Genomic DNA, 26,607 nt, shown 5'->3' with positions numbered 1-26,607 from the left:
ATACTTACCCCATCTATAAAATCTGTCAAAGTATATATTATAATACTTTTATTGTCAAATCTATTGATTTTTATTTATATCTTTTAAACTCTTTTCAAGCATAATAAATTTATTATCAAAGAATTTAAACATTCCTATATAATCATCATCTGTCTGCATAGTATTTCCATCTTCAAGATTAAGATTATTTTCTATAATACCCCTTGATAATATCATAAGTACCCTGATTATACTTTCAGCATATCTTGAAGTTTTATAAGCCATAATCTCATACTTACCAAAATTTTTAAGCCCCTCAGTATAAGCATGATTTCCATTATTATCTGAAAAAACATCAACTCTCACCCATAAACGAGTGGGAAAAAATTTATTATTTTTTATATACTCATTCATCTCAAATAAATATGTATTATTAGAAATGATAAGGTTAATCTCCCCTATTAAAACAGCTGATACATTATTTACTTTTATTATAGAATAGCATACCTTACTAAAAGTTAAAGCAATATCTTTGAAATCAGTATTATCACTATTAACCTTAATTGATAAAAAAGATTTATGATTAAGTATTTTTTCTCTTGTTTCATTATCTATATCATTATAATTTATCAATATTTCAGCTTCTTTATCTGGAACTTTAAAAGGGGCAAGTTCATATTCAAAATCCATTGTTTTAATATTAAATGTATTTTTATTGTTATGACTTACTATAGTTATATCTATATCCCAATCTTCTTTTAATTGATTTGAGAAATCATTAAAATTTTTATCATCTAATAAAATAAAAGCTATTACAGAATCATTTTGTATTAAATCATTCATTTTTAAGCCTTTATATATTTTTTATAGAATCTATTATCAAAGCAAATCCCATACCTAATGAGGCTTTTATTAACATTGCCGTATCATCTTTTAAAAACTCTTTTACTTTATCTACAGCACTTTGAGCGTTTTCAAAATAATATTTTTCGCAATTAACAGTATCATAAATATCTTTTGAATGCTCCCCAACTGCTATAACAGCATTAATATTTTTTAATTCATTTATAATATTTCCTATGTCCTTATGATAGCTTGAATTTTCAGTTTCTGCCTCAAGCATATCACCTATTACAGCAATTTTTTTTGATTCATTTCTCTGTGATAAATAATTAATCATATTTTTTAAAGCTGACGGATTAGAATTGTAGCAGTCATTAATAACATTACAGCCTTTTATATTAATTATCTGCATTCTATTTTTTTGAGATTCATAACTTGGTAAAATATCAGCACATTTTCTTAAATCCGCATTATAAATCTCTGCTGCTTTTAATGCCGAAAGTACATTATACAAATTAAAATCACCTATCAGATTATGTTTAAAAGTTATGCCTTTATATTCAAATGTATTATCATCTTTTTTTGTTATCTCTTTTATATCAGCTTCTATTATATTTTTTATATTATTTCTTTCAGCTTCTTTTTTTAAAATGTCAAAGCAATTAGTATTTTTGTTTATTACAGCATTAGCATTTTCTCTTGTATGATTAAAAAGTTCTGATTTGGCATAAGCAATATTTTCTATGGAACCAAGATAAGCAATATGCACAGGCTCTACATTATTTATTATAACTGTATTTGCCTCTATAGCTTCAGATATTCTTAATAATTCATTTTTATGATTCATACCAGCTTCAATAACAGCTATTTCATAACTGCTGTCTAAATTAAATATTGTTTTTGGAACTCCTATTTCATTATTAAAATTACCTTCCGTTTTTAATGCTTTATATTTAGCAGATAAAAATAGATGCGTTAATTCTTTTGTAGTAGTTTTTCCGCAGCTTCCTGTTATTGATATTATAGGCATATTAAATCTTCTTCTGTATTCTCTTGCCAATTTTATAAAAAAAAGTATAGTATCATCAGTATAAAAAACTACTGCATCATCTGGAAATTTTATGTTTTCATCGCTTAAAATAAAATACCTGCATCCTTTATTATAAGTTTCCAATGCAAATTTATTTCCGTCAAACTTCTCTCCATTTATTGCCAAAAATAATTTAGGGCTGTCAAAATTATCTCTGCTGTCAGTTGATATTTCTAATTCTCTATTTAAATATAATGATTCTATATTTTTAGAGCATTTGAAGTTTAATTCTTTGATTACTTTTACTATATCATTTAATGAAGTTTTACCCATAATAATATTTCCGATTAATTTATTTTGTTAACATAATAAAACCATATAAATAAATATTTGTAAATATTATATTTATCTATTAGTAATCATAATAGGCATACTCTCATTATGAAGCCTATCTAAAGCAGTAATATAATAAATATAAGTTTTCTTAGGATTTGCTGTATTATCATTGTATACTACATTAGAATGAGAATCAAAATTTGTTCTTCTTATTTTATCAATTAGAACTATATAATCTTCTGAAACATCTTTTCTGTATATAGAATAATAAACAGATGTACCTTCTACAGCACAATTATATTTATCAGTTTTATATTCTCCTGAATCTGTGAAAGTAATTTCTATACTTCTAAATTTATTTGTTATATAGAGGTTAGTTAAACCCAAAGGAGATGTATTTAAATCTTTCATGGTGTTCATAGTCGGTATTATAGATTTAAAAGGATAGTTATTTTCTTTTAAATAATTTAAAGCCTTATAGCCAAAACCTTTTGTATGAATATCATCTTTATACATATTTCTCATAGTAAAAAATACAGAACCTTTTATATACCCTCTTCCTTTATCTCTAATATAATCAACTTGTTTTGACATTAAATCTATATCCTGCCAAGGCTCAGCATTTGTGTCTCTTCCCATTTTATAAAGAGGATGCCCAATATATAAATCAGCCAATTTTCCATTAGCAGATTTTTTAGATTGTTCAATCCACCAATCAGCTATAATATCAAAAGGAGCAGTTTCATGCTTATCACTCCAATATATCTGAGGTATAACAGCATCAACATACATTTTATTAATACCGTCTTTTTCTGCAGCATTTTTTAAAAACTCAGTTTTCTCTCCATTAAGCATCCACAAAAGAACATCAGCATGCAATGCGTCGAAATTAGGATTATAAGACTGAGTATCGCTTCCGTATTCATATCCATTGTAATCTGAAAGTTTTTCTTTGTTTCTCCAAACTCCAGCAGGTGATATAGTCCATTTTACATAAGGCTTTCTTGATTTTATTTCTTTATATATAGAACTTACAAGCGTATTGATATTATTTCTTCTCCAAGCATAAAGCCCATTAACTCCGTAATCATCATAATTTGTATTAGAAGCATCATAACCTTGACTAGAAGCATATTTTGAAGAACTCACTTCATCAGGCCAATACTTATATGTTTTATCTCCAATCATATTCTGATAAAAGTAATCATCAAAATGCACTCCGTCTATATCATAATTTTCAACAACTTCCATAATAGAATCTATCACATATTTTGCACTTATAGGCTCACCGGGATCCAAATAAAGTTTATTATCATACCAATGAATAGGCTTTAAATTATTAGAGTAAGCATATACATGAATAAAATTCTTCTTTGAAAACTGCTCAGCATAACTTTTATTAGTATCATAAGTTACAGCTATTCTATAAGGATTAAACCAAGCATGAACTTCTAAATTTCTTTTATGAGCTTCATCTATAATAAATTTAAGCATATCAGTTTTAAAAGGATAATCATCTATTTCATTTGTACTGTCTTTACCAAAAAAATATCTTGTGGTAGGATTTATTTTTGAAGGAAATATTACTCCTGCATCAGGCTTAACTTGTACAAATACAGCATTAAAATTATTATCATAAAGTGTATCTAAATATTTCAAAGCTAGTTTTTTCTGCTCTTCCTCGCTTCCTCCCTCAAGAGGCCAATCCATGTTATTTACAGTTGAAAACCAAGCAGCTCTGAATTCTCTATATAAAGGATTTAAACTTCTATCCTCATTAATATCTTTTATAAGCATGCTTTTTAAATTATCAGGAATAATTATTTCACTTCTTTGACATGACAATAGATGAAATATTAATAAAGAAATAAAAATAAATAACTTTCTCATAAAATCAAACCTTATAATAAATAAAGGGCTGGTAAATTATAAATTCACTAGCCCAATTAAAATTCTATTATTAATAAATAATCATATCAAGAATGAATAATATTTAGTATTTCCATCAGTATCCATTACCTCAATAGTAACAGATCCGGCATTGGCATCTTCTATATTTATAGTAAATATTTCATTCATAGAATCTAACATACCATCATCAGGGACAATATATTTCCATTCTCCTGTTATAGTAGAATATCTTACTGTTTTTATGAAAGATAATTTATCTTCCACTCTGAAAGTAATTTTTCTATTTGCCCCGCTTGTTTCCACATTAAAATCTAAAACTTCCGGAGGATCATTATCATATTTCACATTAAATACTTCTAAAGTTTTAGTTTTAGCAACATTTATAGGATTATCATAACTGTCGCTTGCTGTTATTCTAAAATCGTAAATACCAGAAGGAAGTAAATAAGATTCAAATTTAAAATATGATGTTGATAAATTATCAGCTAATTTTCTATAATTTTTCTCACCTTTTAATCTATATTCCAAATTATATGTAAGTTTATCACCATTAGGATCAGTTCCTTTCCAATAAATCATAGCCTCATTTTCTTCTAATTGAGGACTTTTAGCTGTTTCAGAAGAATCATTTTGCTGAAGATAACGGGTAGTAAGCCCTCCGTTTATTACTTCAGGAGGAAGATTATTTTCAACATAACTAAAATCCATAGAATTAAGTACAGGAGTAGTATTTGTATCAGAAGTTGTCATTGTAACTTTAAACTGCATAAATCTTCCGTCCGGAACATCTATCTTTCCGTCAGTACCTACTGCATTAAAGCTGCTCCAAGTATTATCAACTCTTGCTACATTTCCTGTTCTAACTTCAATAGATATGGAAGAACCGTTTGGAATAGTTGATATATCACTCAAACTTCCTAATTTACTCAAAAGTTTTAAATCTAATGAATCGCTTGTAAAAGTACCCTGATTAGGATAAGTATGCTTTACTCTGTATATTTCACCTGTCTTTGATATTGCAAAATAAAGTCCGTCATCAGAAACAGCAAAAGTTGAAAGTATTTTATTTTTTAAACCGCCTATATATGATAAAAGTCCGTCATTTCCTCCTATTTTATATATATCAGCAGTATCTCCTGTAACAAAATATATATTATTATTATTATCGCTGCTCAATGCCAAAACCAATGTCTGATTCAAGAAAAATAATCTTTGAACTGTGCCGTTAGTATCAGCCTTATATAAAGAGTTTCTAAATTCCTTTTCGCTTTCATCAGGTCTTTTATCGCCGTCTATTATAGAAGGAAGCAGTAAATAAGCAGGCTGTCTTGTAGAAGTTCCAAAATATAAATTTCCTATATTATCCATAGTTATAGCATAAACTTCATTTTCCGCTGTATCATAAAGTACATTGTATGAAGGATTTTCCAAATTTGTAGATAAATCAACAACTAATACAAGCCCCCTTCCGGCAGTTCCTATATAAAGTTTGTTATTTTTATCATCATATAATAAAGACATAGCATGCTGCTCATCTGTTTTTAATATTTCCTTAATATTACCGTCAGAAGTTATTCTCAATAGCTTGGCATTATTTCCGCCGGCTGCAGCAAATAAATTTCCTTTATCATCAAATTTCATATCCCATATATAAGTATCATTTAAAGTTTTTCTCCAAAGTTCATTTCCCTGACTGTCATATTTTATTATTTTTGCATAAGGACCTGCAGCGGCATATACATTTCCCTCATTATCAGTAATAACTGCAGTAAAAGCATTTTCATTTTTTTCAGAAGCAAATAAGGAAAAGTTAGTATCATTAGCAGTTCTTTTATAAAGTTCAGCACCGCTTCCGCTTATAGCCGCAAACATACTGCCGTCATTAGCAGTATACATTTTCCATATATCTTTGCCTGCAATTACTCCATTCTGTTCTATTATAGGAGCTAAAGTTAAACTGCCCTGTTCTGTAAGCATTATTCCATCATAAACACCATTATCGTAAAATCCTCTTTTAGTGCTTGATAATGTTCTGGTAACAACCCCAAAAACATTAGCAGAAGATAATATTAATATCAGCTGCAAAGCAATTATAATCTTAGTGATTTTCATATTTTCTATCCCCTTCTATTCTTATATCTATTTTTTATCATAAACATTTCATCAATAAAAATCATGAAAATTTAACGATTTTCATATTTTCTAGCACCTTCTATTATTATATCCAATTTCATCAATCCTAGTATAGAACTATCCATTTGATAATTTCCATTAATAGGAGTAATAACTGCAGCTTTATCAGATGTAGCATTCTTAGCCATTGTACCATATTTAGAAGGAGGAAGCGTAGGATATAAATCCTTACCTATTTGAACTCCTCTTGATGAAGAATAAAGCCATACTTTTAAGGCACTGTCATCATAACTTTTTCCATATATACGCTGAACATCATCTAAACTTCTTATCTCATATTTACTAGGCATAAATAACTGCTCAGCATAATTATAAATATATTCATTAGCAGCATATATAGTATAAACATCTGTTTTCAAATTAACAGGAAGTCTTACAGGTATATCTACATATTGTTTTTCTTTGCCGTAAGGAGTATACCCCAATCTTAAATGTATAGTTTCTCCGGCAACTGCTCTAGGTTCTACCAAAGTTATATCATTCAAAAAAACATATTCAAGATTACTTCTTTTTATAGATAGTTTTACAGATTTGATGCCTACTCTATTAAAGTTATTATAAATGAAGAAATCTATAGGAGCTATTAATTGTTTTATAGCAGCTTTGAATGCCTCTGTAGAAGAATAATCCAATATTTTATCAGTTACTTTATAAGGCTCTTCAAAATAATCTGTTTCTATTTCATAACTTATACTGAATACTCCCTCTTCAGCTCCGCCTGCAGCAGAACTTACAGCACTGTATAAAGCCATAGAAAGTATCTCTGTAAAATAGGTAGGATCATTTAATACTCTGAAATTAAAATCTCTAGTAAGGAAAGTCTGATCTTCTATTTCTACTTTTACAGGCACCATTACATTTTCAGGAACTTCTCCGTAAACACCGGAAACTCCAAAAGCACCGTCATAAACAGTATATCCTAAATAGTTAGAATAAGCATATCCGAGTTTGAATGAAGAATCTACAGAAGCCACTACATGATTAATATATGCTCTTGACACAGGTGCTCTCAATCTTCCCTTAGACCACATAGAATGCCCGAAAATAAGGAATTTTTCATCATCTGTATGAGAAACAGTACCAATACCGGCTAAAGAGATATCTCCGTCAGCCAATACTATAGCAACTGAATCCCCAAACAAAAATTTACTTGCCTGATTTGTATCAGAAACAGAACCGCCTGCCTGCATAGGATAAAAACCGCCCTTTTTAAAAGAAGAAGAATATTCATTAAAAGCCTTGCTGCTTATACCTGAAAACATTAAAGGAGTTTGAAGAGAATTATCATCTGCAAATCCTAAAAGCGGTGCTTTAGCATTAGTATCTTCATATAACTTATACATTTCTTCTATAGGTGTAACTCCGGCTATTGGATCCTTAGCATAGTTCCATCCAAAAGCCAATGCTCCAGCTATTTTACCGTTAAAATATATAGGAGAACCGCTCATACCAGCAACAGTTCCTGAATGATCTAAATCAAGACCTTCGCATCTTATAAGTATAGCATCACTATTATGCCATCTCTTTCTTAAAATAGATAATACTTTCACTTTAAATGGTTGCACATTCGTACCATGTATAACAGTGTAGCCTACTCCTTCCATTCCTTCATAAATTTCACTTATAGGTATAACTTCAGGATTTTCCGGAGGATAAGGAGGTAATTCTTCATTTGTCTGTGAAAATAAATTAAATGTAAATATAACTGATAATGTAAAAATAAAGATTAATTTTTTTCTCATAGTTCCCATCATATTGTGAAATTATTTATTTGAATTTAATAAAAAAACTATATTTTATTATAAATAGTAAAATAATAATACATTAATTTTAGATTATATACAAGCATAATTATTAAATAAATTTTCCTTGACAAATAATATATATATATTAATATTATAATAAATAGGCATATATATATAAAAGAGGTTTATAAAAGTGGTAGAAGCAAAGATACTTAATTTAGCTATTACAGATAAAGGTTTTGTAGTTATTTTGAAGCCGGAAAAATCTGATAAAGTTGTACCAATATCAATAGCATATTTAGAGGCTCAGTCTATAATGTCCAGCCTTATAGGGTATAAAATAGAAAGACCGCTCACTCATGACATAATATACAATATATTTCAAAACTGTAATATAAGATTAATAAATGTAATAATAGATAATGTACATACAGATACTTTCTTTGCTAAATTAGTCATAGAACATAATGATAAAAATATATTTATTGATTCAAGACCTTCCGATGCTATAGCACTTTCTCTTAAATCAAAAGCACCTATATTTATAGAAGAACATGTTATAGAAAAAGCAGGAATTATATTAGAAGAAAATGATAATTTAATGAAAGTGAAAGAAGGAATACCTTTTACTTATCAGAAATTTGAAAGAGATGAGCTTAGAGAAAAAAATGCTGAAAATATATTTGTAAAAAAAGAACCGGAAGAAATTAATAATACGGATAATCAGCAATTAAATATAAAAAGTAATAAAAAAAATAAAGAAGAATTACAGAAATTGCTGGATCAGGCAGTAAAAGAAGAAAGATATGAAGATGCTGCTAAATATAGAGATGAACTTGATAATTTAACAGAATAAAATAAAATTTTGTTTTCTATATTACTTATATTTTTTATATATTATATAGTAAGTAATAGAATTATAGAGGATATATGAAACACTGTATTAAAATAATTTTATTTTTAATATTATTTAGTTACTCAGTAGTATATTCAAAACCATCAGATAAAATAAAATTTGAAGCAGGCGAACTTACAGAACTAGAATACGATTTCTTTACAAAAGTAGATAATGGAGAAACCAATGATTTGGAACTTCATTATGACGGATTTATAATAGCTTCAGGAATTACTGATAAAGATGAATTTGAATTCTACAGAGAAAAATTAAATAATATAAGAAATTTTGCTAAAAAAGAATTATCCTCATATACTAAAGAAGGAGCATACTCTTTCGGTAAAAGGCTTTTAAATTGGCTGTACACAAGCGGAACATTAAAGCAATATTTTGAAACTTCTACCCTATTTCAGGATTTAATATATAAAGGTGAATATAACTGTTTAAGTTCAAGCATATTATACTCGCTTCTATACAAAGAATTTGGATTTGAAGTTACAGGCGTTCTTACTTCAAGTCATTCATTTTGTACAATATATGCAGATGATAAAGCGGTGGATGTTGAAACTACCTTATCAAGAGGATTCGATCCGGGACAAAAAGAAATAAGAAATACAGGAAACTCTACAATAGTTACTTTCGTGCCTCAAGGAAATTATAGAGATAGAAATAATGTAGATATACTCACCTTAATAGCAACATTATATCCTAATTCTATTTCACTAAAAAAAATAGAAAAAGATCTTGAAAAACAATTAGTAATGGCAAAAAAAGCATATTATCTTTCTCCTAATACAAAAATGTACAATGATAATTTAGTGAATGCTTATAATAGATTGGCTTTAGATTATCTAAATAAAAATAACTTTGAAGCTGCTTATAGAACATTAGAAGAAGCATATACCTTCGATTCTAATAACCCTATGACAAAAAATAATAAAATACACTATTACAACACAATAGGCACATCTTATTTAAGTAAGAAAGATTTTCCTAATGCTATAGAAACATATAAAATAGGAATATCTGATATAGGAGAAGGTGCTGATGTGCTAAAAAGAAATCTTAAAGTTTCATATTATAATTATGCTGTTACTGAATATAATCAAAGAAGATATAATAATGCAAGTATTATATCAGAAGAAGCTTTAAAATTATTCCCTAATGATAGAGATTTTATAAGATTATTGTCATCTATACCGAAATAATATAAAAATAATTCCGAATATATTGTATGAGATTTTATTTTGCGATAATAATATTTATTCTTATAGCTAGTTCGTATAGTTTTGCCCAAAGTAATTATAATCTTAATATAAAATTTAGAGTAATTGAAAAATTTGATAAAATTGTATCATCTGATAATAAAGAATATGTATTCTATATAGATGCCGATTATATTTTTAGCGATGAAGGTAAAAATATATACAGCAATAATATATACAATATTCAAAATACATTAAATGATTTAGAAAGACAAGAAAAAGAAGCAAAAACACAATCAGAAAAAAATTCCATAAATCAAAATATCCGAATATACAAAGCATTACTAGCCTACAATAGTCCGCCTAAAAAATTTATAAGCCTATTAATAAATAGACAAATACATCAATATATATCTAAATATCCATCAAGCTATATAGACGATATGATGAATAATAATTTACAGGCTTTCTATGATGATATAAGAAATAATATAGTATACAATGAAAAATATACAGGAATATTTACTTCTATAAAATTCCTTACAAAAGATAAATTCAAATATTATACAGGAAGAACATAAATTATAAATTAAATTTTGATTTTACCCTTTCAACATTATATCTTGCAGTACCGCCTTTTAGCTGAATCATCTCCTCAGACACACTTGAAGCAAATTTCAATACATTATTAATATCAAGTCCCATCAATATAGCATAGCTCAAAGCAGCACAAAATGAATCCCCAGCTCCAACAGTATCAACAACATCAATTTTATTAGAAGGATTAAAAATATACTCATTATTATATAATACACTAGCACCAGATGCACCAAGTGTAAGAAATATATAATCAATATCAAAATCTTTACTGATAGCTTTAAGCAATGTTTCATTATCATTTTGTAAAGATGGATAAAAAAGACCTTTTATCACAGCTAGCTCATCATCATTAATCTTTAAGATATTTATAAACTCTAAAGATTCTTTTATCTTTTCTTTAGTGTAATAATTTTTTCTGAATGTTACATCGCATACTTTATATTTAGCATTAATGTTTTTGAATATGTTTTTTAATGTATTATAAGATTTTTCATTTCTTTGGGATAGTATATTAAAATAAAATAAATCATAATTTTCTTTTAAAGCATTTTCTATATCTGAATTATATTCTATATGATCCCAAGCAGTATTTTCATGTATTATATAATCAGGTACTTTATTTTCATTAAGAAAAACAGTAGCTTTTCCTGTTTCATAATCTTTTGATATCTGTATTAAAGATTTATATATATTCTCATTATCAATAAAAGATAAAGCATCTTTAGAATAATCATCATCACCCAAAGCAGTTATAAATTGCAGCTTGTCATCTTTATTTAAAAGCCTTGAAAGCTGAAGAGAATAATTAAAAGGGGCACCTCCTATCACTGAAACATTATCATAAACATCATATAAAAGTTCTCCGAAAGTAAGTATATTTAACATAAATAAGCTCCTATTTACTATTTATTATCTTGTTCTTTAATAGGTGCTTTTAATAATAATCTTATTATAGAATTATTAGTAACAGATGTACCAAACTTCGGTGAAAAATCCGTTACATATCCTTCTCCTTGTATCATTATCTTAGCATTATTATTTGATACTATATAAGATATACTATTTAAAGCATCTCTCAAAGAAAGCCCTGTTAAATTAGGCATAATATTATTTGTAATATTATTTGCATGAGGTACTAAACTTAAAAAATCATTAGTATTTATTGTATATATTTCTCCGTCAATAAGTCCCAAATAAGGTATAATCTGATTGGCTATTTTAGCAAACAGAGGAGCCGCTACCCTTCCCGCTCCCTGAGATCCCTGACCCTGAGGATCATCAAGCAATACAAGTATAGATATTTTAGGATCTTCTAAAGGAAAACCTCCTATAAATATAGATTGATAATACTTTTCAGGCTTTTCAGATTCATTGTTTCTATAAACTTCTGTTATTGCAGTACCTGTTTTTCCAACAACATCTATATTAAGCAGATTAGCTCTATGCCCTGTAGAACCAGATTCAACACCTTTTCTAAGTAAAACTCTGGCTATTTGAGAATACTGTTCATCTATTATTCTAGTCTTTTTTAAGTTATTTGTTGCACTGATTTTTTCTATTCCGTCATAAAATGAATCAACAACATGCATAGGTACTTTCCAGCCTCCATTCAAAAGAGGTAAATAAGAGGCTGCTATCTGCATAGGAGTAACACTTAAATCATAACCTATTGCTAAATAGCCTTTTGAAAATCTATGCCATTTATTTAGAGAGTGATATATTCCGCTCCATTCATTTTTATAAGGTCCGACACCTGTAGGCTCTCCGAATCCAAATCTTTTTAAATAATCATAAAAAAACTGATTATCTATTCTTTCAGCTATAGTTACAATAGCAAAGTTGCAGCTGTATTTTAATATATCATTAAATGGTACATCTCCATGTGGATAATCGCAATGTATTCTTGTTTGTCTGCTGTAATCATAATAACCTTTACAATGGAATATTTCATCACTATTGACTACTCCCTGCTCTATAGCGGCAAGTTCAGCAAATATTTTCATTGTACTTCCCGGATATATAGTGCTCATTATACTTCTATCCATTCTTTCATTGTTAACATAAATAAAAGGATTATTAGGATCAAATGAAGGATAAGAATAATTTGCAACTATCGCTCCGGTATTGACATCTGATACTATTACTGTAACAGATTGAGGGGATTTTTCAGCCACAGTTTTTAATACTTCATTTCTTACTATAGTCTGCACATCTCGGTCTAAAGTCAATACTATATCTTTTGGATTATCATTCTCTGATGAAAGAATAGCCTCATAAGTTGCCTCAAGTCCTGCATATCCTTCTGTCTCTGTCCTATTCATATAACCTATAACATGAGCAAATACATCTTTATAAGGATAAAATCTTTTATAACTTTCTATGCCATAAATGCTTTTTACATTATATTTATCTTTTATTTCCTTTATTTTTTTATAGGAATCTAAATTAATATTCTGAGCCAGCATTATGGTTCTTCTCTTAGTGTTTAACAATTCAGCAAATTTTTCTTTTGTAATGCCTATAATATTAAATATTTGAGAATAAGCTTCATTGATATCAGTTTTATCATTACCATCTAAAGAAACAGACTCAGTATCCAAATAAATTATATATGCTGGGATATTTATTGTAAGAGGACGCATTTTCACATCATATATAGTTCCTCTTGGTCTATCGAGTCCGGATAATGATGATAAAGATTTTCTTTCTTTGATAGTTAAATTAAATAACTGAATGAATATTGCTATTGTTCCTATAAAAAAGCAAATAAGGAATAAATATAATATTTTAACTCGGCTGTCATTCATAGTTAGGAAAAATGAGGCGGCGAACGGATTTGAACCGATGATAAGAGTTTTGCAGACTCCTGCCTTACCACTTGGCGACGCCGCCATATTTTATATGTAATTAATGATATATTAAAATTAATAAAAAGTCAATAGACATAATTTAAAAATAATAGATTATTATTATATTTCAAAAAATAAAAACAGTAAAATAATATATATTATTTTACAAAATGAGCTATGCAAAAAAAAAATACCTATTAACTAACTATATAAATTACATGTAAGTTAATAGGTATAAATTTATTACTTAATTCATAAGCTATCAGCTGTTAATTTACAGATTTACAAAATTACTCCTCTAAATAAGCATAGAAAAATTTATGAAATCCTAATGGATTATATACAACATCTCTCAATTTAGGATTAACAAGTAAAGGCTCTGTGAAGAAATAAAGAGGTATGGCACCCATATCTTCTTCTATAAGAATTCTTTCAGCCTCATGCATAGCTTTCATTCTTATATTATTATCATCTGTAGACATAGCCTCACCTATAAGATCATCATATCTTTTATTACTGTATCCGCCGTTATTTTGAGTATTGTAGCTAGTAAATAAACTCATCATAGACATAGGATCAGAATAATCAGCAGACCAATAAAGTCTTCCTATCATAAAGTTTTTTTCAAGCAAAGTCTGACCTAATAATGCATTATCTATCTGAGTAATAGTAGAATCTATATTAAGATGCTCTTTCCACATCTGCTGTACTGCTTCAAATATACCCACATGATTACCGGGATCAGTTTTAAACTCTATTACAGGAAAACCTTCTCCATTAGGATATCCTGCTTCAGCCAAAAGCTGTTTAGCCATTTCTACATTATTGGAATATCCTTCTTTAGATATATCATAAAAATCACCGCCATTAACTCTAAAATCTCCATCAACATCATTAACCGCATAAGGCACCCATCCGCCTGCAGGTTTCTGTCCGCCTTTAGTAACATTTTCTACTATATAGTTTCTGTCTATAGCTAGGGATAATGCCTTTCTTACTCTAGGATCTTTTAAATATTCATTAGTTACATTTATAGGATAATAATAAGTAGCTATAAGGGGCTTAATCTGTATTAAACCCTCTTCCATAAGTGTAGGTATATCCTGCTGAGGAGGTTCATAAGCCATATGTAAAGATCCGTCTTTTATACCAGCTACCGCAGCAGCACCATTTTGCATAAATACAAATGTTATTTTTTCAGCAACTATACTGTCAGCATTCCAATAATTAGTATTTTTTACCATTATAATGTTTTCATCAATATTGCGTTCAGACATAATATAAGGACCGTTACCGATATAAGTTTCAGGCTTCAAAGTCCAGTTGTCTCCGTATTGTTCTATTATATCTTTTCTTAAAGGGGCAAATGTAGGAAATGCAGCTACTTCCAAGAAATAAGCAGTAGGAGCTTCCAATTCTACAACCAAAGTATGCTCATCAATAGCTTTTACACCCAAAGAATCTACTGGCATTTCTCCTCTAGTAATAGCCATAGCATTTTTTACAGGTTCATGCTGATAACTGTATTCGCTTGCAACTTTTGGATCAACCTGTCTCTGCCAGCTGTAAACAAAGTCTTCAGCTACAACAGGTTTTCCATCTGACCAAGTAGAATTAGTTCTTAGATAAAATGTATAAGTTTTTCCGTCAGGACTTATTTCCCACTTTTCAGCTACACCCGGTACTATTTTATTATTTCTATCTCTTACGGTTAAACCCTCAAATACATGAGAAATATAAATTACTCCGTATATTTGTGCGTTCAAACTAGGATCTATAGTCTTTGGTTCAACACTAAGATTAACAATAATTCCTTCACTATTACTTTTGCCTTTAGAACATGATATTGATGATAGTATTATCAAAAATGCTAAGCTGATACTAATAATAGATGATAAAAATACCCTTATAGTCTTCATAATAAACTCCATAAAATTAAACTATTTCTTTTTAATTAACTACCCTAAATAATAATTAATCAAAACTATGTAAAAATATTTTATATAATTTTCTAAACTTAGTCAATTAAAAAAAATAAAAAGTTACTATGAATTAAGATTTTGTTATTTGATTTATACATTTTCCTGTATTTTTGAATTCAAATATATTATCAATAGAAGTGCTGACCATATTAAGCAATGCTTCATCAGTATAAAAAGCAAAATGAGGAGTTATTATAACATTATCCATTTTGAATAATTCTTCAATAATTTCATCTTTCAAAACAATATTTTTTATATCTTTATTAACATACTCAATCTCATTTGAATATACATCTATAGCAGCTCCACCTATATGCCCGCTTTTTAAACCTTCAAGTAAATCTTTGTTATTAACTATTCCGCCCCTGCTTACATTGATAATATAAACACCCTTTTTCATTTTATTTATAGAATCTTTGCAAATCATATTTTCAGTTTCTTTGCTGTATGGTATATGATAAATTACAGCATCACTATTTGCATATAATTCATCTAAACTCACATATTTTGCATAATTTTTTATTTCTTCCTTTTCTGTTCTTGAATATACAAATATGTCTTTAGGAAAAAATCCTTTAAGATGCTTTACAGTCAAAGAACCAATCCTTCCTGTACCTATAATACCGATATTTAAATTTCTAATCTCTTTTGCCACAAGCCCTGTTCTTATATAATTTCTATTATATCCATTTATAATAACATTATTATAATTCTTAATAATAGAAAGTAATGATAGAACTGTAAACTCACTCACAGAATTAGGAGAATATGAAGGTACATTTGCTATTTTTATTCCTATTTTGTTTGCATAATCAATATCTATATTATCATAACCGACAGATCTGGTGCTCATATATTTTACGCCGTATTCTTTCAATTTATCAAAAACTTTATCAGTAATAATATCTCTTGCATTAAAAACTATAGAATCAAAACCTTTTGCCTCTTTGACATTATCAATATTTAAATGATGTCTGTATAATGTGAATTTAGTATTATATTTTTTTTCCATTAATTTAAAAAATTCTGCTTCATCATCTAAAAACGAATATACAGCTATACTCATAATTTTTACCTTTTAATTTAAAAAATATTATTTTTAATAATAAATCAAGTTTGAAAGAAGAATACATATACCATAGCAATAAATACAAATATTATAATAGCACCAAGTCCAAACATCATTAATTTAAAAGTGCTTATCTTAGAAAATATTCTCTCAAATAAACTTTTATTTCCATTATCTTCTTCGCTAGGCTCAACATACACATCTTTTTCAGGATTGAATAATTTTAATTTAATGGGTTCAATTTCTTCTATTAGACAGCAATATCCGTCTATTAATTTTAATAAAATTTTAATGGATTTTTCTCCTACAGTTTTTTCTAATACTTCAGCAGGAACTAAATATTTGGAATACTTATCCTTTTTTCCTTTAAGCTCAAGATATATTATATTTTCTTCAACTGTATTAGAATTTATACTAACTATAACCTTATCTCCTGCAACTATATCATTTATAGATTTTCCTCCTATTGGATCAACTACAAATGAAGCATTAATAAGTTTATAATGAGGTGTCTGAACTTCTTCAGAGGAGGCATTTTCATCTTTAGTTTCATTGCCGCTATTTTGATGTGCTGAATGCATAGAAGCTACATCTTCCATTTCTTTATCAACATTCTCTATAGCACTGCGAACAGAATTAATATCTAAAATACTGCTGTTTATATCAAATGTACCTATATGAAAATCCATAAATTTATTCATAGCACTTGCAAATATATCAATAATAGAAATAATATTATTATTGCTTTGATATATTATAATATTATTAATATTTCTATCTTCACTTAGAATATTTGAAATTACATCATAAAATTTATCAAAATATGGATTGCTCTCATTATTAAGTCTATTATAAATTTTAATATGTTTATACAATTCTAGTAAATCAGTATAAGCATTTAAAAAAGTTAAAAGTTTACGATCTCCTGAAATAACAAATGCAATATCTATCAAACTGCTATTATATTTATCTATAAAAAAAACAACATATATGTATTTGTTTAAATCACTATATTCGGCTAATATTTTTATAACTACTACTTCATCATTTGGATTTATTTTTTGCTGCGACATAAATATATACCTAAAATAAAAAAATTCTAAGCATTATTATATCATAAGTAATATAATAAACAATACCCCAATACAATCATACCGAAAATAATTATTAAAATAAATACTTGATTTTTTTATGTTTAATCATTATAATTGATTATTCTCAATTAATAGATTTTAAGAGGATTTTTATGTCTGAAAATACAAATAAACTGCAAAAAAATGCTGAATTAATATTCACATATCTATATAATAATAGAATAATATTCATATCCGGCTTTGTATTAATAGTTGTAATTGCAGCTGGAATTCTGCTTTACAGAGCAAATATAGAAAGTCAGGATGCAGCTAATAATGTAGAGTTTGAATCAGCATTAGCTTTATATAATGTTTATCAAAATGCACAATTACCAGCAGAACAATTAAATGATCCTGCTTTAATAATAGATATTACTTCAAGATTTCAAAAAGTATATAATGCCGCTAAAGGTAATAAACTTAAATTAAGAAGTGCTTATGCATTGGGATGTGTTTATTATGATATAAATAATCTAAAGGAAGCTGAAAAATACTATCAGGAAGTAGCAAATTCAAGAGGATTCTATTTACAGGAAACTGCAATATATAACTTAGCTAATACACAAATAGGATTGACTAATTATACTCAGGCTGTATCTACTTTGGAAAATTTTATTAAAGCATATCCTAAAAGCTATTTAATCCCTCAGGCTACTTTAACATTATCCGATGTTTATTTATCACAAAATGATAGAACAAAAGCCTTGAATGTGTTAAAGTCTTGGACTACTAAAAATACTAATAATGCTGAATATCTTTCTTTATTTAGAGAAACTATTTCATTGATAGAAAATAATGTTTATTAAAAAAAATTATACATCATTAATATCAAAAGGAAAATAAATTGAACAAAAATGCTCCTATTATAGTTCAGGGCGACGGTACTATTCTTTTAGATGTCAGCACAAAACATTTTGAAGAAATTAGAAACTTTATGTTAGTATTTGCAGAATTAGTAAAAAGTCCTGAATATATACATACATATAGAATAACATTAGTATCCTTATGGAATGCTGCTAGTTTAAACTATACATCAGATCAAATACTTAATTTTTTGAAAAAATATACATCTTATGAAATTCCAAAAAATATAGTAAAGCAGATTGAGACTAGTATAGAAAAATACGGAAGAATAAAAATAATAAAAGAAAATGATAAATACTATCTTATAAGTGAAGATAAAAATATTATAGATGAAATTCTGCATTACAAATTAATGACTAAATATATAAAGGCAGAAGTTAACAAAAACAAATTAGAGATAGATGCCACATACAGAGGACATATAAAACTTGCACTTATAAATATAGGATATCCCGTTCAGGACTTGGCAGGATATAAAACAGGCGAAGAATATCATTTTAATATGAGAGAAAAATTAGCATCAAGCGGAGATGATTTTGCTTTAAGAGATTATCAAAAAAATTCTGTAGATGCTTTCTATGCTGATGGTAAACCTGAAGGCGGTGCAGGAGTTATAGCTCTTCCATGCGGTACTGGTAAAACTGTTGTAGGAATTGCCGCAATGCATAAAACTCAGACAAAAACACTTATAATAGTTACAGGTGTTACAGCATGCCGTCAATGGAGAGACGAAATATTGGATAAAACTGATATTCCTCCTGAAGATATAGGTGAATATAATGGTCTCAATAAAGAAATAAAACCTATAACAATAGCTACTTATAAAATTCTTACATATAGAAAAAATAAAGAATCTCCATTTGTGCATTTTGAATTATTCTTTCAGCATAATTGGGGATTAATAATATACGATGAAGTACATTTGCTTCCGGCACCTATAATAAAACTTACAAGCGAAATTCAAAGTATGAGAAGATTAGGGCTTACTGCTACTTTGGTTAGAGAAGACGGACTTGAAAAAGATGTGTTCTGTCTTATAGGACCTAAAAAATTCGATATACCTTGGCGTGAGTTAGAAGAAAAGAAATTTATAGCTGAAGCATACTGTTATGATATAAGAATACCGTTAGATGATTCTCATAGATCTGATTATGTTATATCCAGTGATAAAGTTAAATTTAGAATAGCAAGTGAAAATGTTCTTAAATATACAGTAGTAAAAAAAATCATAGAAAAGCTTGAAGGAAAAAATATTCTTATAATAGGTCAGTATTTGGATCAATTAAATGAGATGAAAAGGCTGACAGGATATACTATAATCACAGGAAAAACTCCTCAAAGCGAAAGAGACATAATATACAAAAAATTTAAAACCGGAGAAATAAAAATACTTATAGTAAGTAAAGTTGCTAATTTAGCTGTTGATTTGCCTGATGCTAATGTTTTAATACAGATCTCTGGAACTTTCGGTTCAAGACAAGAAGAAGCTCAAAGATTGGGAAGAGTTCTTCGTCCTAAAAAAGGTGAAAATAAAAGCTACTTCTTTTCAATAATAACCACAGATACAAAAGAAGAAGATTTTGCTCATAAAAGACAATTATTCTTAACAGAACAGGGATATCATTATGAGTTGTTGGATAAAGATTCATTTGAAGAATTGGAATTTAATAATTAAAAATTTAACAAATAAAAAATAATTATTATAAATTATATTTATTATGAGTTTTTATTCCCAATGCTTCCATTTCATAATAAATAGCCATAGCAGTATATCCAGATAAAATTATTTGATATTTTCCGAAACCGTAAAAAGCAAATATAACACCTTCCATTTTTTCAATTTCATCATATTTAATTTGTTCTCTGTTTTTCACAACTAATCTTAATCTTGTACCACAATAACTAACTAGTTCTATATTATCTTTACCTACTTTTGATATTATATCCTCTGCCATTTTTTTATAATTTACTTCCATAAAAAACCTCTGTATATTTTAACAATTAATTATATATATTTTTTATATATTTACAATAGACTTGTTTCAAAAGACTTGATAAGATTGTATTAGTTTTGAAACAAAACTAATATATTAAAATAAATCAGTAAGCATAAAATCTAAAATTATAAATACTAAAAATGTATAGACAAATCTACTGCTGATTTCTTTTTTATTTTCACTCTTTTTAAAATCAATAGTTATATCTACTGGCTCATCATATTCTGTATCAGCATCTACTTTTGCAGACATTGTAAAAATATCTCCGTCATTTGCAGGAAATGTATATGCTATAGTATCATTATATCCCAATACATCATTAGTATACATATCATATCTTTTAGCAAATGCCTTAAAAGCTCCGTAACTTGCTTCTATACTTTTTATCTTTTTTATTTCTTTTTTCAAATTCTTTTTATCTAATTTTACAAGTGTTAATTGATTTATTGGCTGTACTAATTCATAATCCTCAAGCTGTTTTCTCCATTTATCTATAGTGTTATTATCCATTTCTGCAGGAGTTGCCAAACTTATAAAATTGTCAGCATTAATTTTTACTTCTTCATCATCACAATTTGAATAACTTCCATCATTTGAATATCTGAAAGTTGTTATAATTTTTTTATCTTTATCATACAAGTTCCATATCAAAGAAGATGAAAATTTATTCATTAAATAATTATCAATAAAAACTTCTTTAAACAAATCATAACTGTATATATCACCATCTATTAATGTAATACTTAAAATACTAGCAGTATGATTAATAAATTTTTGTACTTCTTTTCTTAATTCTTTTATTTCTTCTTTTAATTTTTCATCAAAGTTTTGAGGAATCTTTTTCAATTCTTTATTATTTTTTATATCGAATAAAGTTAAACTATAATCACTATTAGCTATTAATTTATAATCATCATTTAATATTTTTTCACCTTGAGAATTAAATCCGTAATTTGGAATACATCTTAATCTAAATTCAGTATAACCAATATTCATTTTTTCAAGTAATTCACTAATCATTTTTCCAGATTCTTTGTGAACTTCGGTTTTCTTTGTATCTGAATATATTTTATACAATAAACTTTGAGCATATTTGCTTTCTATATTGAATTTTATCATTATAAGGAAAACTTTTGAATCAATACCTAATAATATTAATTCAGATATCTCTTTTAAAGCTTCATCTCCTCCATACATAGCATAAATAAAACCTGATATTTCTATGTTTTGATTTTCTAAATAAATTTCTCTAATGAACTTCAAAAATGATTCAAAGTCAAGCAAGTTAACTATATTATCAATTTTTTCTAATCTATTAATCATTCTTTTTAAAGATAAATACTCTGAATATATATACTTTATCACTGTAATATCTACTTCTCTTGATTTATCTTTTACTAGAACATGGCAATCTTTTATAAATTCAAGTTTTTTATCTTCTTTTTTAGCATTATATTTTTTTTCAGCATACTTTTCTGCTTTTTCTATAGTTTTGAAATTATAATCTTTTGTAACAAATGAAAGCTCCTTAGAAAAATCACTTTCAATTCTTTTTCTCAATCTTACAATTCTTTTATTTTTATCTTTTGCAATAAGATCGTATATTTCTTTAACATTAAATTTTGTTATAGTTATATAATCTTCTTTAGGATAAAATGCTTGCATATATACTTTAAGTCTTGTATGTAATTTATCCTCATCATCGCAAAAAGTACCAACTTCTTCTAAATTATCTAAATTCCAATTTTCTAAAGACTCATAATTATCAAACTTATACGCAAATCTAAATAATCCCGCAGCAGTGATTAGTTTTTGTGTATTCCATTTATCAAGAGGCTGATTAAAACTTTGAGCCATATAAAACATCATATCCATATTTTCTACATTATATACATTCCAACTATTTAAAGGCTGATCAAATTTCATGCATGAGAAAAATGTCTTTTCCATGTTTACCACATTAGAAGTATCCCATTTATCAAAAGGCTGATTTAATTTTTCGCATTGCCTAAACAAAGAATCCATATTTGTAACATTAGAAACATCCCAATATTCTATGCCTTCAAAATCTTTTCTTTTGCTTTCATAAAAAAGTTTACTCATATCTGTGATAAGACTTGTATCAACACAATTAAGCTTTATACCGTCAGTAAATACTAATTTTTTGAGTTCTTCTTTTGTTTCTGGTTTGTATTTTCTCATAATTATCTCCAAACTGATTTTAATATAGCATTTTTCATTATTTTTTTATAGTTTTTAAATCAGAATTTTTTGTAACAGATGAAAGTTCTTCTGAAAAATCACTTTCAAGTTTTTTTCTTAATTTGGATATTCTTCTATTTTTATCTTTTGAAATAAGATTATATATTTCTCTAACATTATCTTTTGTTATAGTTATATAATCTTCTTTAGGATAAAAGACTTGCATATATACTCTAAGTCTTGTATGCAATTTATTTTCATCATCACAAATTAAAGTTATATCTTTTAATTTATCTAAATTCCAATGTTCTAAAGATTCATAATGATCAAACTTATCGGCATATTCAAACAAAAATGCTATACTAATTACTTTTTTTGTATCCCATTTATCAAGTGGCTGATTAAAACTTTTTGCTAACTGAAACATACAGGCAATATTTGTTACATTGGATACATTCCAGCTATTTAAAGGCTGATTAAATTTTTTACAATCGTCAAACATTCTAAACATATTTTCAACATTTGAAGTCTCCCATTTATCTAAAGGCTGATTAAAATTAGAACAACTATCAAACAAAGATTCCATATTTTTTACATTAGATACGTCCCAATCATTAAGAGGCTGATTAAAAATAGTACAATAACTAAACATATTTGATAAATCTTCAACTTTACTAATATTCCAATTATTTAAAGGCTGATTAAAGTTTTTTGCCAGATTAAACATACATGACATATCTTCAACATTAGAAGTATTCCATTTATCCAAAGGCTTATTAAAACTTTCTGCTAACTTAAACATACCTCTCATATCTTTCACATTAGAAACATTCCAATCATTAAGAGACTGATTAAACTCTTTTGCCCCCAAAAACATAAATGACATATCGGAAACATTAGAAGTATCCCACTTATCTAAAGGCTGATTAAAATTAGAACAATAGGCAAACATATTACTCATCTTTTTAACTTTAGATACATTCCAATTATTTAAATTAGGATTAAAATCTATTCTTGATAAGTCTAAAATAAAATTATAGTCCATATATGCAAACATATAAGACATATCCTCAACATTAGAAACGTCCCAATCTTCTATGCCTTGAAAATCTTTCCTTTTACTTTCATGAAAAAGATTGCTCATATCCGTTATAAGACTTGTATCAACACAATCAAGCTTTATACCGTCAGTAAATACTAATTTTTTGAGTTCTTCTTTTGTTGTTGGTTTGTATTTTTTCATAATATCATATCCTAATTATAAATTAAAAAATTATTTATTATAATCAAAATAAATCTGTAAGTCTAAAATCCCAAATCATTAATACCAATAAAGTATAAATAAATCTTTTACTTACTTCTTCTCCATTTTCATTATCAAAATAAATATTAATTTTTACTCTGTCATGAAAATCAGTATTAGAATCAACATCAGCATCTATAGTAAAAGTATCGCCATTCTTTGATTTTAATGAATAACTTTCAACAACATCGTATCCTATATACTCAGAATACATTTCATATCTTGCACCAAAAGCCTTAAAAGTACCATAGGCTATTTCTAAATTATCTATTTTTTCTATTTCACTTTTCAAATTATCTTTATCTAATTTTATAATAGTTAATTGCTGTAAAGGCTGTGCTATTTCATAATCTTCAAGCTGCTTTCTCCATTTATTTATAGTGTCATCGTCCATTTCTACAGGGCTTGCCAAACCTATAAAAGTATTATCATCAATTTTTAATTCTTCATCTTCACAGTTTGAATAACCTCCATCGCCTGAATATCTAAAAGTAGTTATAAAATTATCGTTATTATCATATAAATTCCATATCAAAGATGAAGCAAATCTATTCATCATAGCATTATCAATAAAAATATCTTTGAATACATCATAACTATATTTCTCTCCGCTTGCTAATAAAACAGCCAAAAGAGAAGAAGTATCTTTCATAAAAGAAGGAATTTTTTTTCTTAATTTTGTTATTTCATCTTTTAAATCTTCATCAAAGTTTTGAGGAATCTTTTTTAACTCTTTATTATTTTTTATATCAAATAAACTCAAAGAATAATCACTATTCAAAATTAATTTATAATCTTCATTTAATAGTCTCTCACCTTGAGAATTAAAGCTGAAATCAGGAGAAAATCTTAATTCAAACTCCTCATAGCTAATATTCATTTTTTTCATCACTTCCTCAATTAGATTATAAGCTTCATAACGGACTTCAGATTTTTTTGTACTTGAATATATTTCATATAATATTCTAAGTGCATATTTACTTTCTATATTTAATTTAATTATTAAAAGTGAAAGTTTAGTATCTTTTTCTTTTTTATATATATTTTTTATAGCCTCATATCCTCCGTATAAACAATAAATAAAAGCTGCCGTTTCTTTATTGGTTTCATTATAAATATTTTTGATAAACTCTATGAATGATTCTTTATCAAGTAAATTAACTATATTATCGATTTGGCTTAATCTCTTAATATCTCTTTTAAGAACCAAATACTCTAAATATATATATTTTAAAACTTTATTTTCAACTTCTCTTGATTTATCCTTTATCAAAACCTTATAATTATTATTTATAAAACTTACTTTCTTATCATCTTTTTTATTATAATTATCTTCAACATACTTTTCTGCTTCTTCTATAGTTTTGAAATTATAATCATCAGTAACAGATGAAAGTTCTTTACTAAACTCTGTTTCTAATTTCTTTTTTAATGCCATAACTTTTTTATTTGTATCTTTTGATATTGCATTATATACTTCTTTAACATTTTCTTTTGTGATAGTTATATAATCTCTTGATACTAAATCATATTCTTCTGATATAAAATCATCATCATATTCTTTATCACTATTTTCTATAGGTACATAAACTTTGTGAGAACCATAAAATGCCTGCATATATACTCTAAGTCTTAAAGGCAATTTTTCATAGAATCTTTCATAGTTAGAACAGAAATCACTAATATCTGATACTTTACTTAAATCCCAATTTGCTAATGAATCATAAGAGTCATATCTGTCAGTATATTTAAACATTGAGTACATTTTACTTAATTTTTTTGTATTCCATTTATCTAAGGGCTGATTAAAAGAATCGGCAGAATAAAACATAGATTCCATAGTTTTTACATTAGATACATTCCAGCTATTTAAAGGCTGATTAAATTGTTTACATCGGCAAAACATATCATGCATGTTTTCAACTTTTGAAGTATTCCATTTATCTAAAGGCTGATTAAAAGAAATGGCAGAATGAAACATAGCCTCCATAGTTTTTACATTGGATACATCCCAATCATTAAGAGGCTGATTAAAAGAATCACATGCATTAAACATATAACTCATATCTTCAACTTTACTAACATTCCAATTATTTATATTCTGATTAAAAGTTTTAGCAAGACTAAACATACCGCTCATATTTGTAACATTAGAAGTATCCCATTTATCTAAAGGCTGATTAAAACTTAAACACTCTCTAAACATCCAAGACATATTCTCAACATTAGAAGTATCCCAATCCTCTATGCCTTCAAAATCTTTTCTTTCACTTTTCTGAAAAAGTTCACTCATATCTGTAATAAGGCTTGTATCTACATCGCTAAGTTTTATACCGTCAGTAAATACTAATTTTTTAAGTTCTTCTTTTGTTGCTGGTTTATGTTTATTCATCAATTCCTCCTAATTTCAATAATGGATATAAAATTATGAAAATCAATTATATCTTTATAGAAGACACAAAACTATGATG

The 26,607-nt window shown here is 27.1% G+C and carries 18 protein-coding genes, 1 tRNA gene and 1 pseudogene; 5 read left to right on the top strand and 15 right to left on the bottom strand.

Going from position 1 to position 26,607, the window contains the following annotated elements:
* Nucleotides 1-60: 60 nt before the first annotated feature.
* The 5 genes from BFL38_RS03755 to BFL38_RS03735 form a co-directional block, all read right to left on the bottom strand.
* Nucleotides 61-822 (bottom strand): DUF4261 domain-containing protein, encoded by a 762-nt coding sequence (locus BFL38_RS03755; protein ID WP_069725800.1) that lies wholly within the window; start codon nucleotides 820-822, stop codon nucleotides 61-63.
* A gap of 10 nt (nucleotides 823-832) precedes the next feature.
* Nucleotides 833-2,185: a UDP-N-acetylmuramoyl-tripeptide--D-alanyl-D-alanine ligase gene (locus BFL38_RS03750; RefSeq protein ID WP_069725799.1), complete on the bottom strand. Its 1,353-nt coding sequence runs from the start codon at nucleotides 2,183-2,185 to the stop codon at nucleotides 833-835.
* A 72-nt stretch (nucleotides 2,186-2,257) separates the two neighbouring features.
* Nucleotides 2,258-4,078 (bottom strand): glycoside hydrolase family 10-like protein, encoded by a 1,821-nt coding sequence (locus BFL38_RS03745; protein WP_069725798.1) that lies wholly within the window; start codon nucleotides 4,076-4,078, stop codon nucleotides 2,258-2,260.
* A gap of 81 nt (nucleotides 4,079-4,159) precedes the next feature.
* Nucleotides 4,160-6,211, bottom strand: coding sequence for a ligand-binding sensor domain-containing protein (locus tag BFL38_RS03740; protein WP_069725797.1), 2,052 nt, complete (start codon nucleotides 6,209-6,211; stop codon nucleotides 4,160-4,162).
* Nucleotides 6,212-6,282: 71 nt separating this feature from the next.
* A complete protein-coding gene (locus BFL38_RS03735) occupies nucleotides 6,283-8,043 on the bottom strand; it encodes a SpoIVB peptidase S55 domain-containing protein (protein ID WP_069726051.1) in 1,761 nt (586 codons plus the stop codon).
* A gap of 187 nt (nucleotides 8,044-8,230) precedes the next feature.
* Here BFL38_RS03735 and BFL38_RS03730 point away from each other — a divergent pair, with 187 nt between their 5' ends.
* The 3 genes from BFL38_RS03730 (at nucleotide 8,231) to BFL38_RS03720 (ending at nucleotide 10,718) form a co-directional block, all read left to right on the top strand.
* Complete coding sequence (locus BFL38_RS03730) at nucleotides 8,231-8,893, top strand: bifunctional nuclease family protein (RefSeq protein WP_069725796.1); 663 nt, start codon at nucleotides 8,231-8,233, stop codon at nucleotides 8,891-8,893.
* Between the two features lie 74 nt (nucleotides 8,894-8,967).
* On the top strand, nucleotides 8,968-10,140 hold the full coding sequence (locus BFL38_RS03725) for a tetratricopeptide repeat protein (protein ID WP_069725795.1): 1,173 nt from the start codon (nucleotides 8,968-8,970) through the stop codon (nucleotides 10,138-10,140).
* Nucleotides 10,141-10,166: 26 nt separating this feature from the next.
* Nucleotides 10,167-10,718, top strand: coding sequence for a hypothetical protein (locus BFL38_RS03720; protein WP_069725794.1), 552 nt, complete (start codon nucleotides 10,167-10,169; stop codon nucleotides 10,716-10,718).
* A gap of 1 nt (nucleotide 10,719) precedes the next feature.
* On the opposite strand, the gene BFL38_RS03715 is transcribed toward BFL38_RS03720, so the two are convergent.
* The 6 genes from BFL38_RS03715 to BFL38_RS03690 all read right to left on the bottom strand — a co-directional run bounded on the left by BFL38_RS03715 (nucleotide 10,720) and on the right by BFL38_RS03690 (nucleotide 17,710).
* Complete coding sequence (locus BFL38_RS03715; protein ID WP_069725793.1) at nucleotides 10,720-11,622, bottom strand: carbohydrate kinase family protein; 903 nt, start codon at nucleotides 11,620-11,622, stop codon at nucleotides 10,720-10,722.
* A 17-nt stretch (nucleotides 11,623-11,639) separates the two neighbouring features.
* Nucleotides 11,640-13,544 (bottom strand): penicillin-binding protein, encoded by a 1,905-nt coding sequence (locus tag BFL38_RS03710; RefSeq protein ID WP_069725792.1) that lies wholly within the window; start codon nucleotides 13,542-13,544, stop codon nucleotides 11,640-11,642.
* Between the two features lie 14 nt (nucleotides 13,545-13,558).
* Nucleotides 13,559-13,629: transfer RNA gene (locus BFL38_RS03705), tRNA-Cys, on the bottom strand.
* 247 nt (nucleotides 13,630-13,876) lie between these two features.
* Complete coding sequence (locus BFL38_RS03700) at nucleotides 13,877-15,505, bottom strand: peptide ABC transporter substrate-binding protein (protein ID WP_069725791.1); 1,629 nt, start codon at nucleotides 15,503-15,505, stop codon at nucleotides 13,877-13,879.
* Between the two features lie 133 nt (nucleotides 15,506-15,638).
* A complete protein-coding gene (locus BFL38_RS03695) occupies nucleotides 15,639-16,634 on the bottom strand; it encodes an NAD(P)-dependent oxidoreductase (RefSeq protein WP_069725790.1) in 996 nt (331 codons plus the stop codon).
* 44 nt (nucleotides 16,635-16,678) lie between these two features.
* Nucleotides 16,679-17,710, bottom strand: coding sequence for a hypothetical protein (locus BFL38_RS03690; RefSeq protein WP_069725789.1), 1,032 nt, complete (start codon nucleotides 17,708-17,710; stop codon nucleotides 16,679-16,681).
* Between the two features lie 173 nt (nucleotides 17,711-17,883).
* Between BFL38_RS03690 and BFL38_RS03685 the strand changes: the two genes are divergently transcribed.
* Both BFL38_RS03685 and BFL38_RS03680 read left to right on the top strand, forming a co-directional pair.
* Complete coding sequence (locus BFL38_RS03685) at nucleotides 17,884-18,576, top strand: tetratricopeptide repeat protein (protein WP_069725788.1); 693 nt, start codon at nucleotides 17,884-17,886, stop codon at nucleotides 18,574-18,576.
* 38 nt (nucleotides 18,577-18,614) lie between these two features.
* Nucleotides 18,615-20,309 carry a DNA repair helicase XPB gene (locus BFL38_RS03680; RefSeq protein WP_069725787.1) on the top strand — a complete coding sequence of 565 codons (1,695 nt, stop codon included), beginning with the start codon at nucleotides 18,615-18,617 and terminating at the stop codon, nucleotides 20,307-20,309.
* Between the two features lie 25 nt (nucleotides 20,310-20,334).
* On the opposite strand, the gene BFL38_RS03675 is transcribed toward BFL38_RS03680, so the two are convergent.
* From BFL38_RS03675 to BFL38_RS03660, 4 genes and pseudogenes are all read right to left on the bottom strand, one after another.
* Nucleotides 20,335-20,610, bottom strand: coding sequence for a PTS transporter subunit EIIB (locus tag BFL38_RS03675; protein WP_069725786.1), 276 nt, complete (start codon nucleotides 20,608-20,610; stop codon nucleotides 20,335-20,337).
* 114 nt (nucleotides 20,611-20,724) lie between these two features.
* Nucleotides 20,725-22,833: a BspA family leucine-rich repeat surface protein gene (locus tag BFL38_RS03670; RefSeq protein ID WP_069725785.1), complete on the bottom strand. Its 2,109-nt coding sequence runs from the start codon at nucleotides 22,831-22,833 to the stop codon at nucleotides 20,725-20,727.
* A gap of 40 nt (nucleotides 22,834-22,873) precedes the next feature.
* Nucleotides 22,874-24,076: pseudogene (locus BFL38_RS03665) on the bottom strand (BspA family leucine-rich repeat surface protein); the annotation flags it as partial.
* A 43-nt stretch (nucleotides 24,077-24,119) separates the two neighbouring features.
* Nucleotides 24,120-26,528 (bottom strand): BspA family leucine-rich repeat surface protein, encoded by a 2,409-nt coding sequence (locus BFL38_RS03660; protein ID WP_069725784.1) that lies wholly within the window; start codon nucleotides 26,526-26,528, stop codon nucleotides 24,120-24,122.
* Nucleotides 26,529-26,607: the final 79 nt, after the last annotated feature.

Source organism: Brachyspira hampsonii, assembly GCF_001746205.1.
GTDB classification, from domain to species: Bacteria; Spirochaetota; Brachyspiria; order Brachyspirales; family Brachyspiraceae; genus Brachyspira; species Brachyspira hampsonii_B.
Note: the sequence above shows the minus strand (reverse complement) of the source record. Positions and strands in the feature narration are given on the sequence as shown.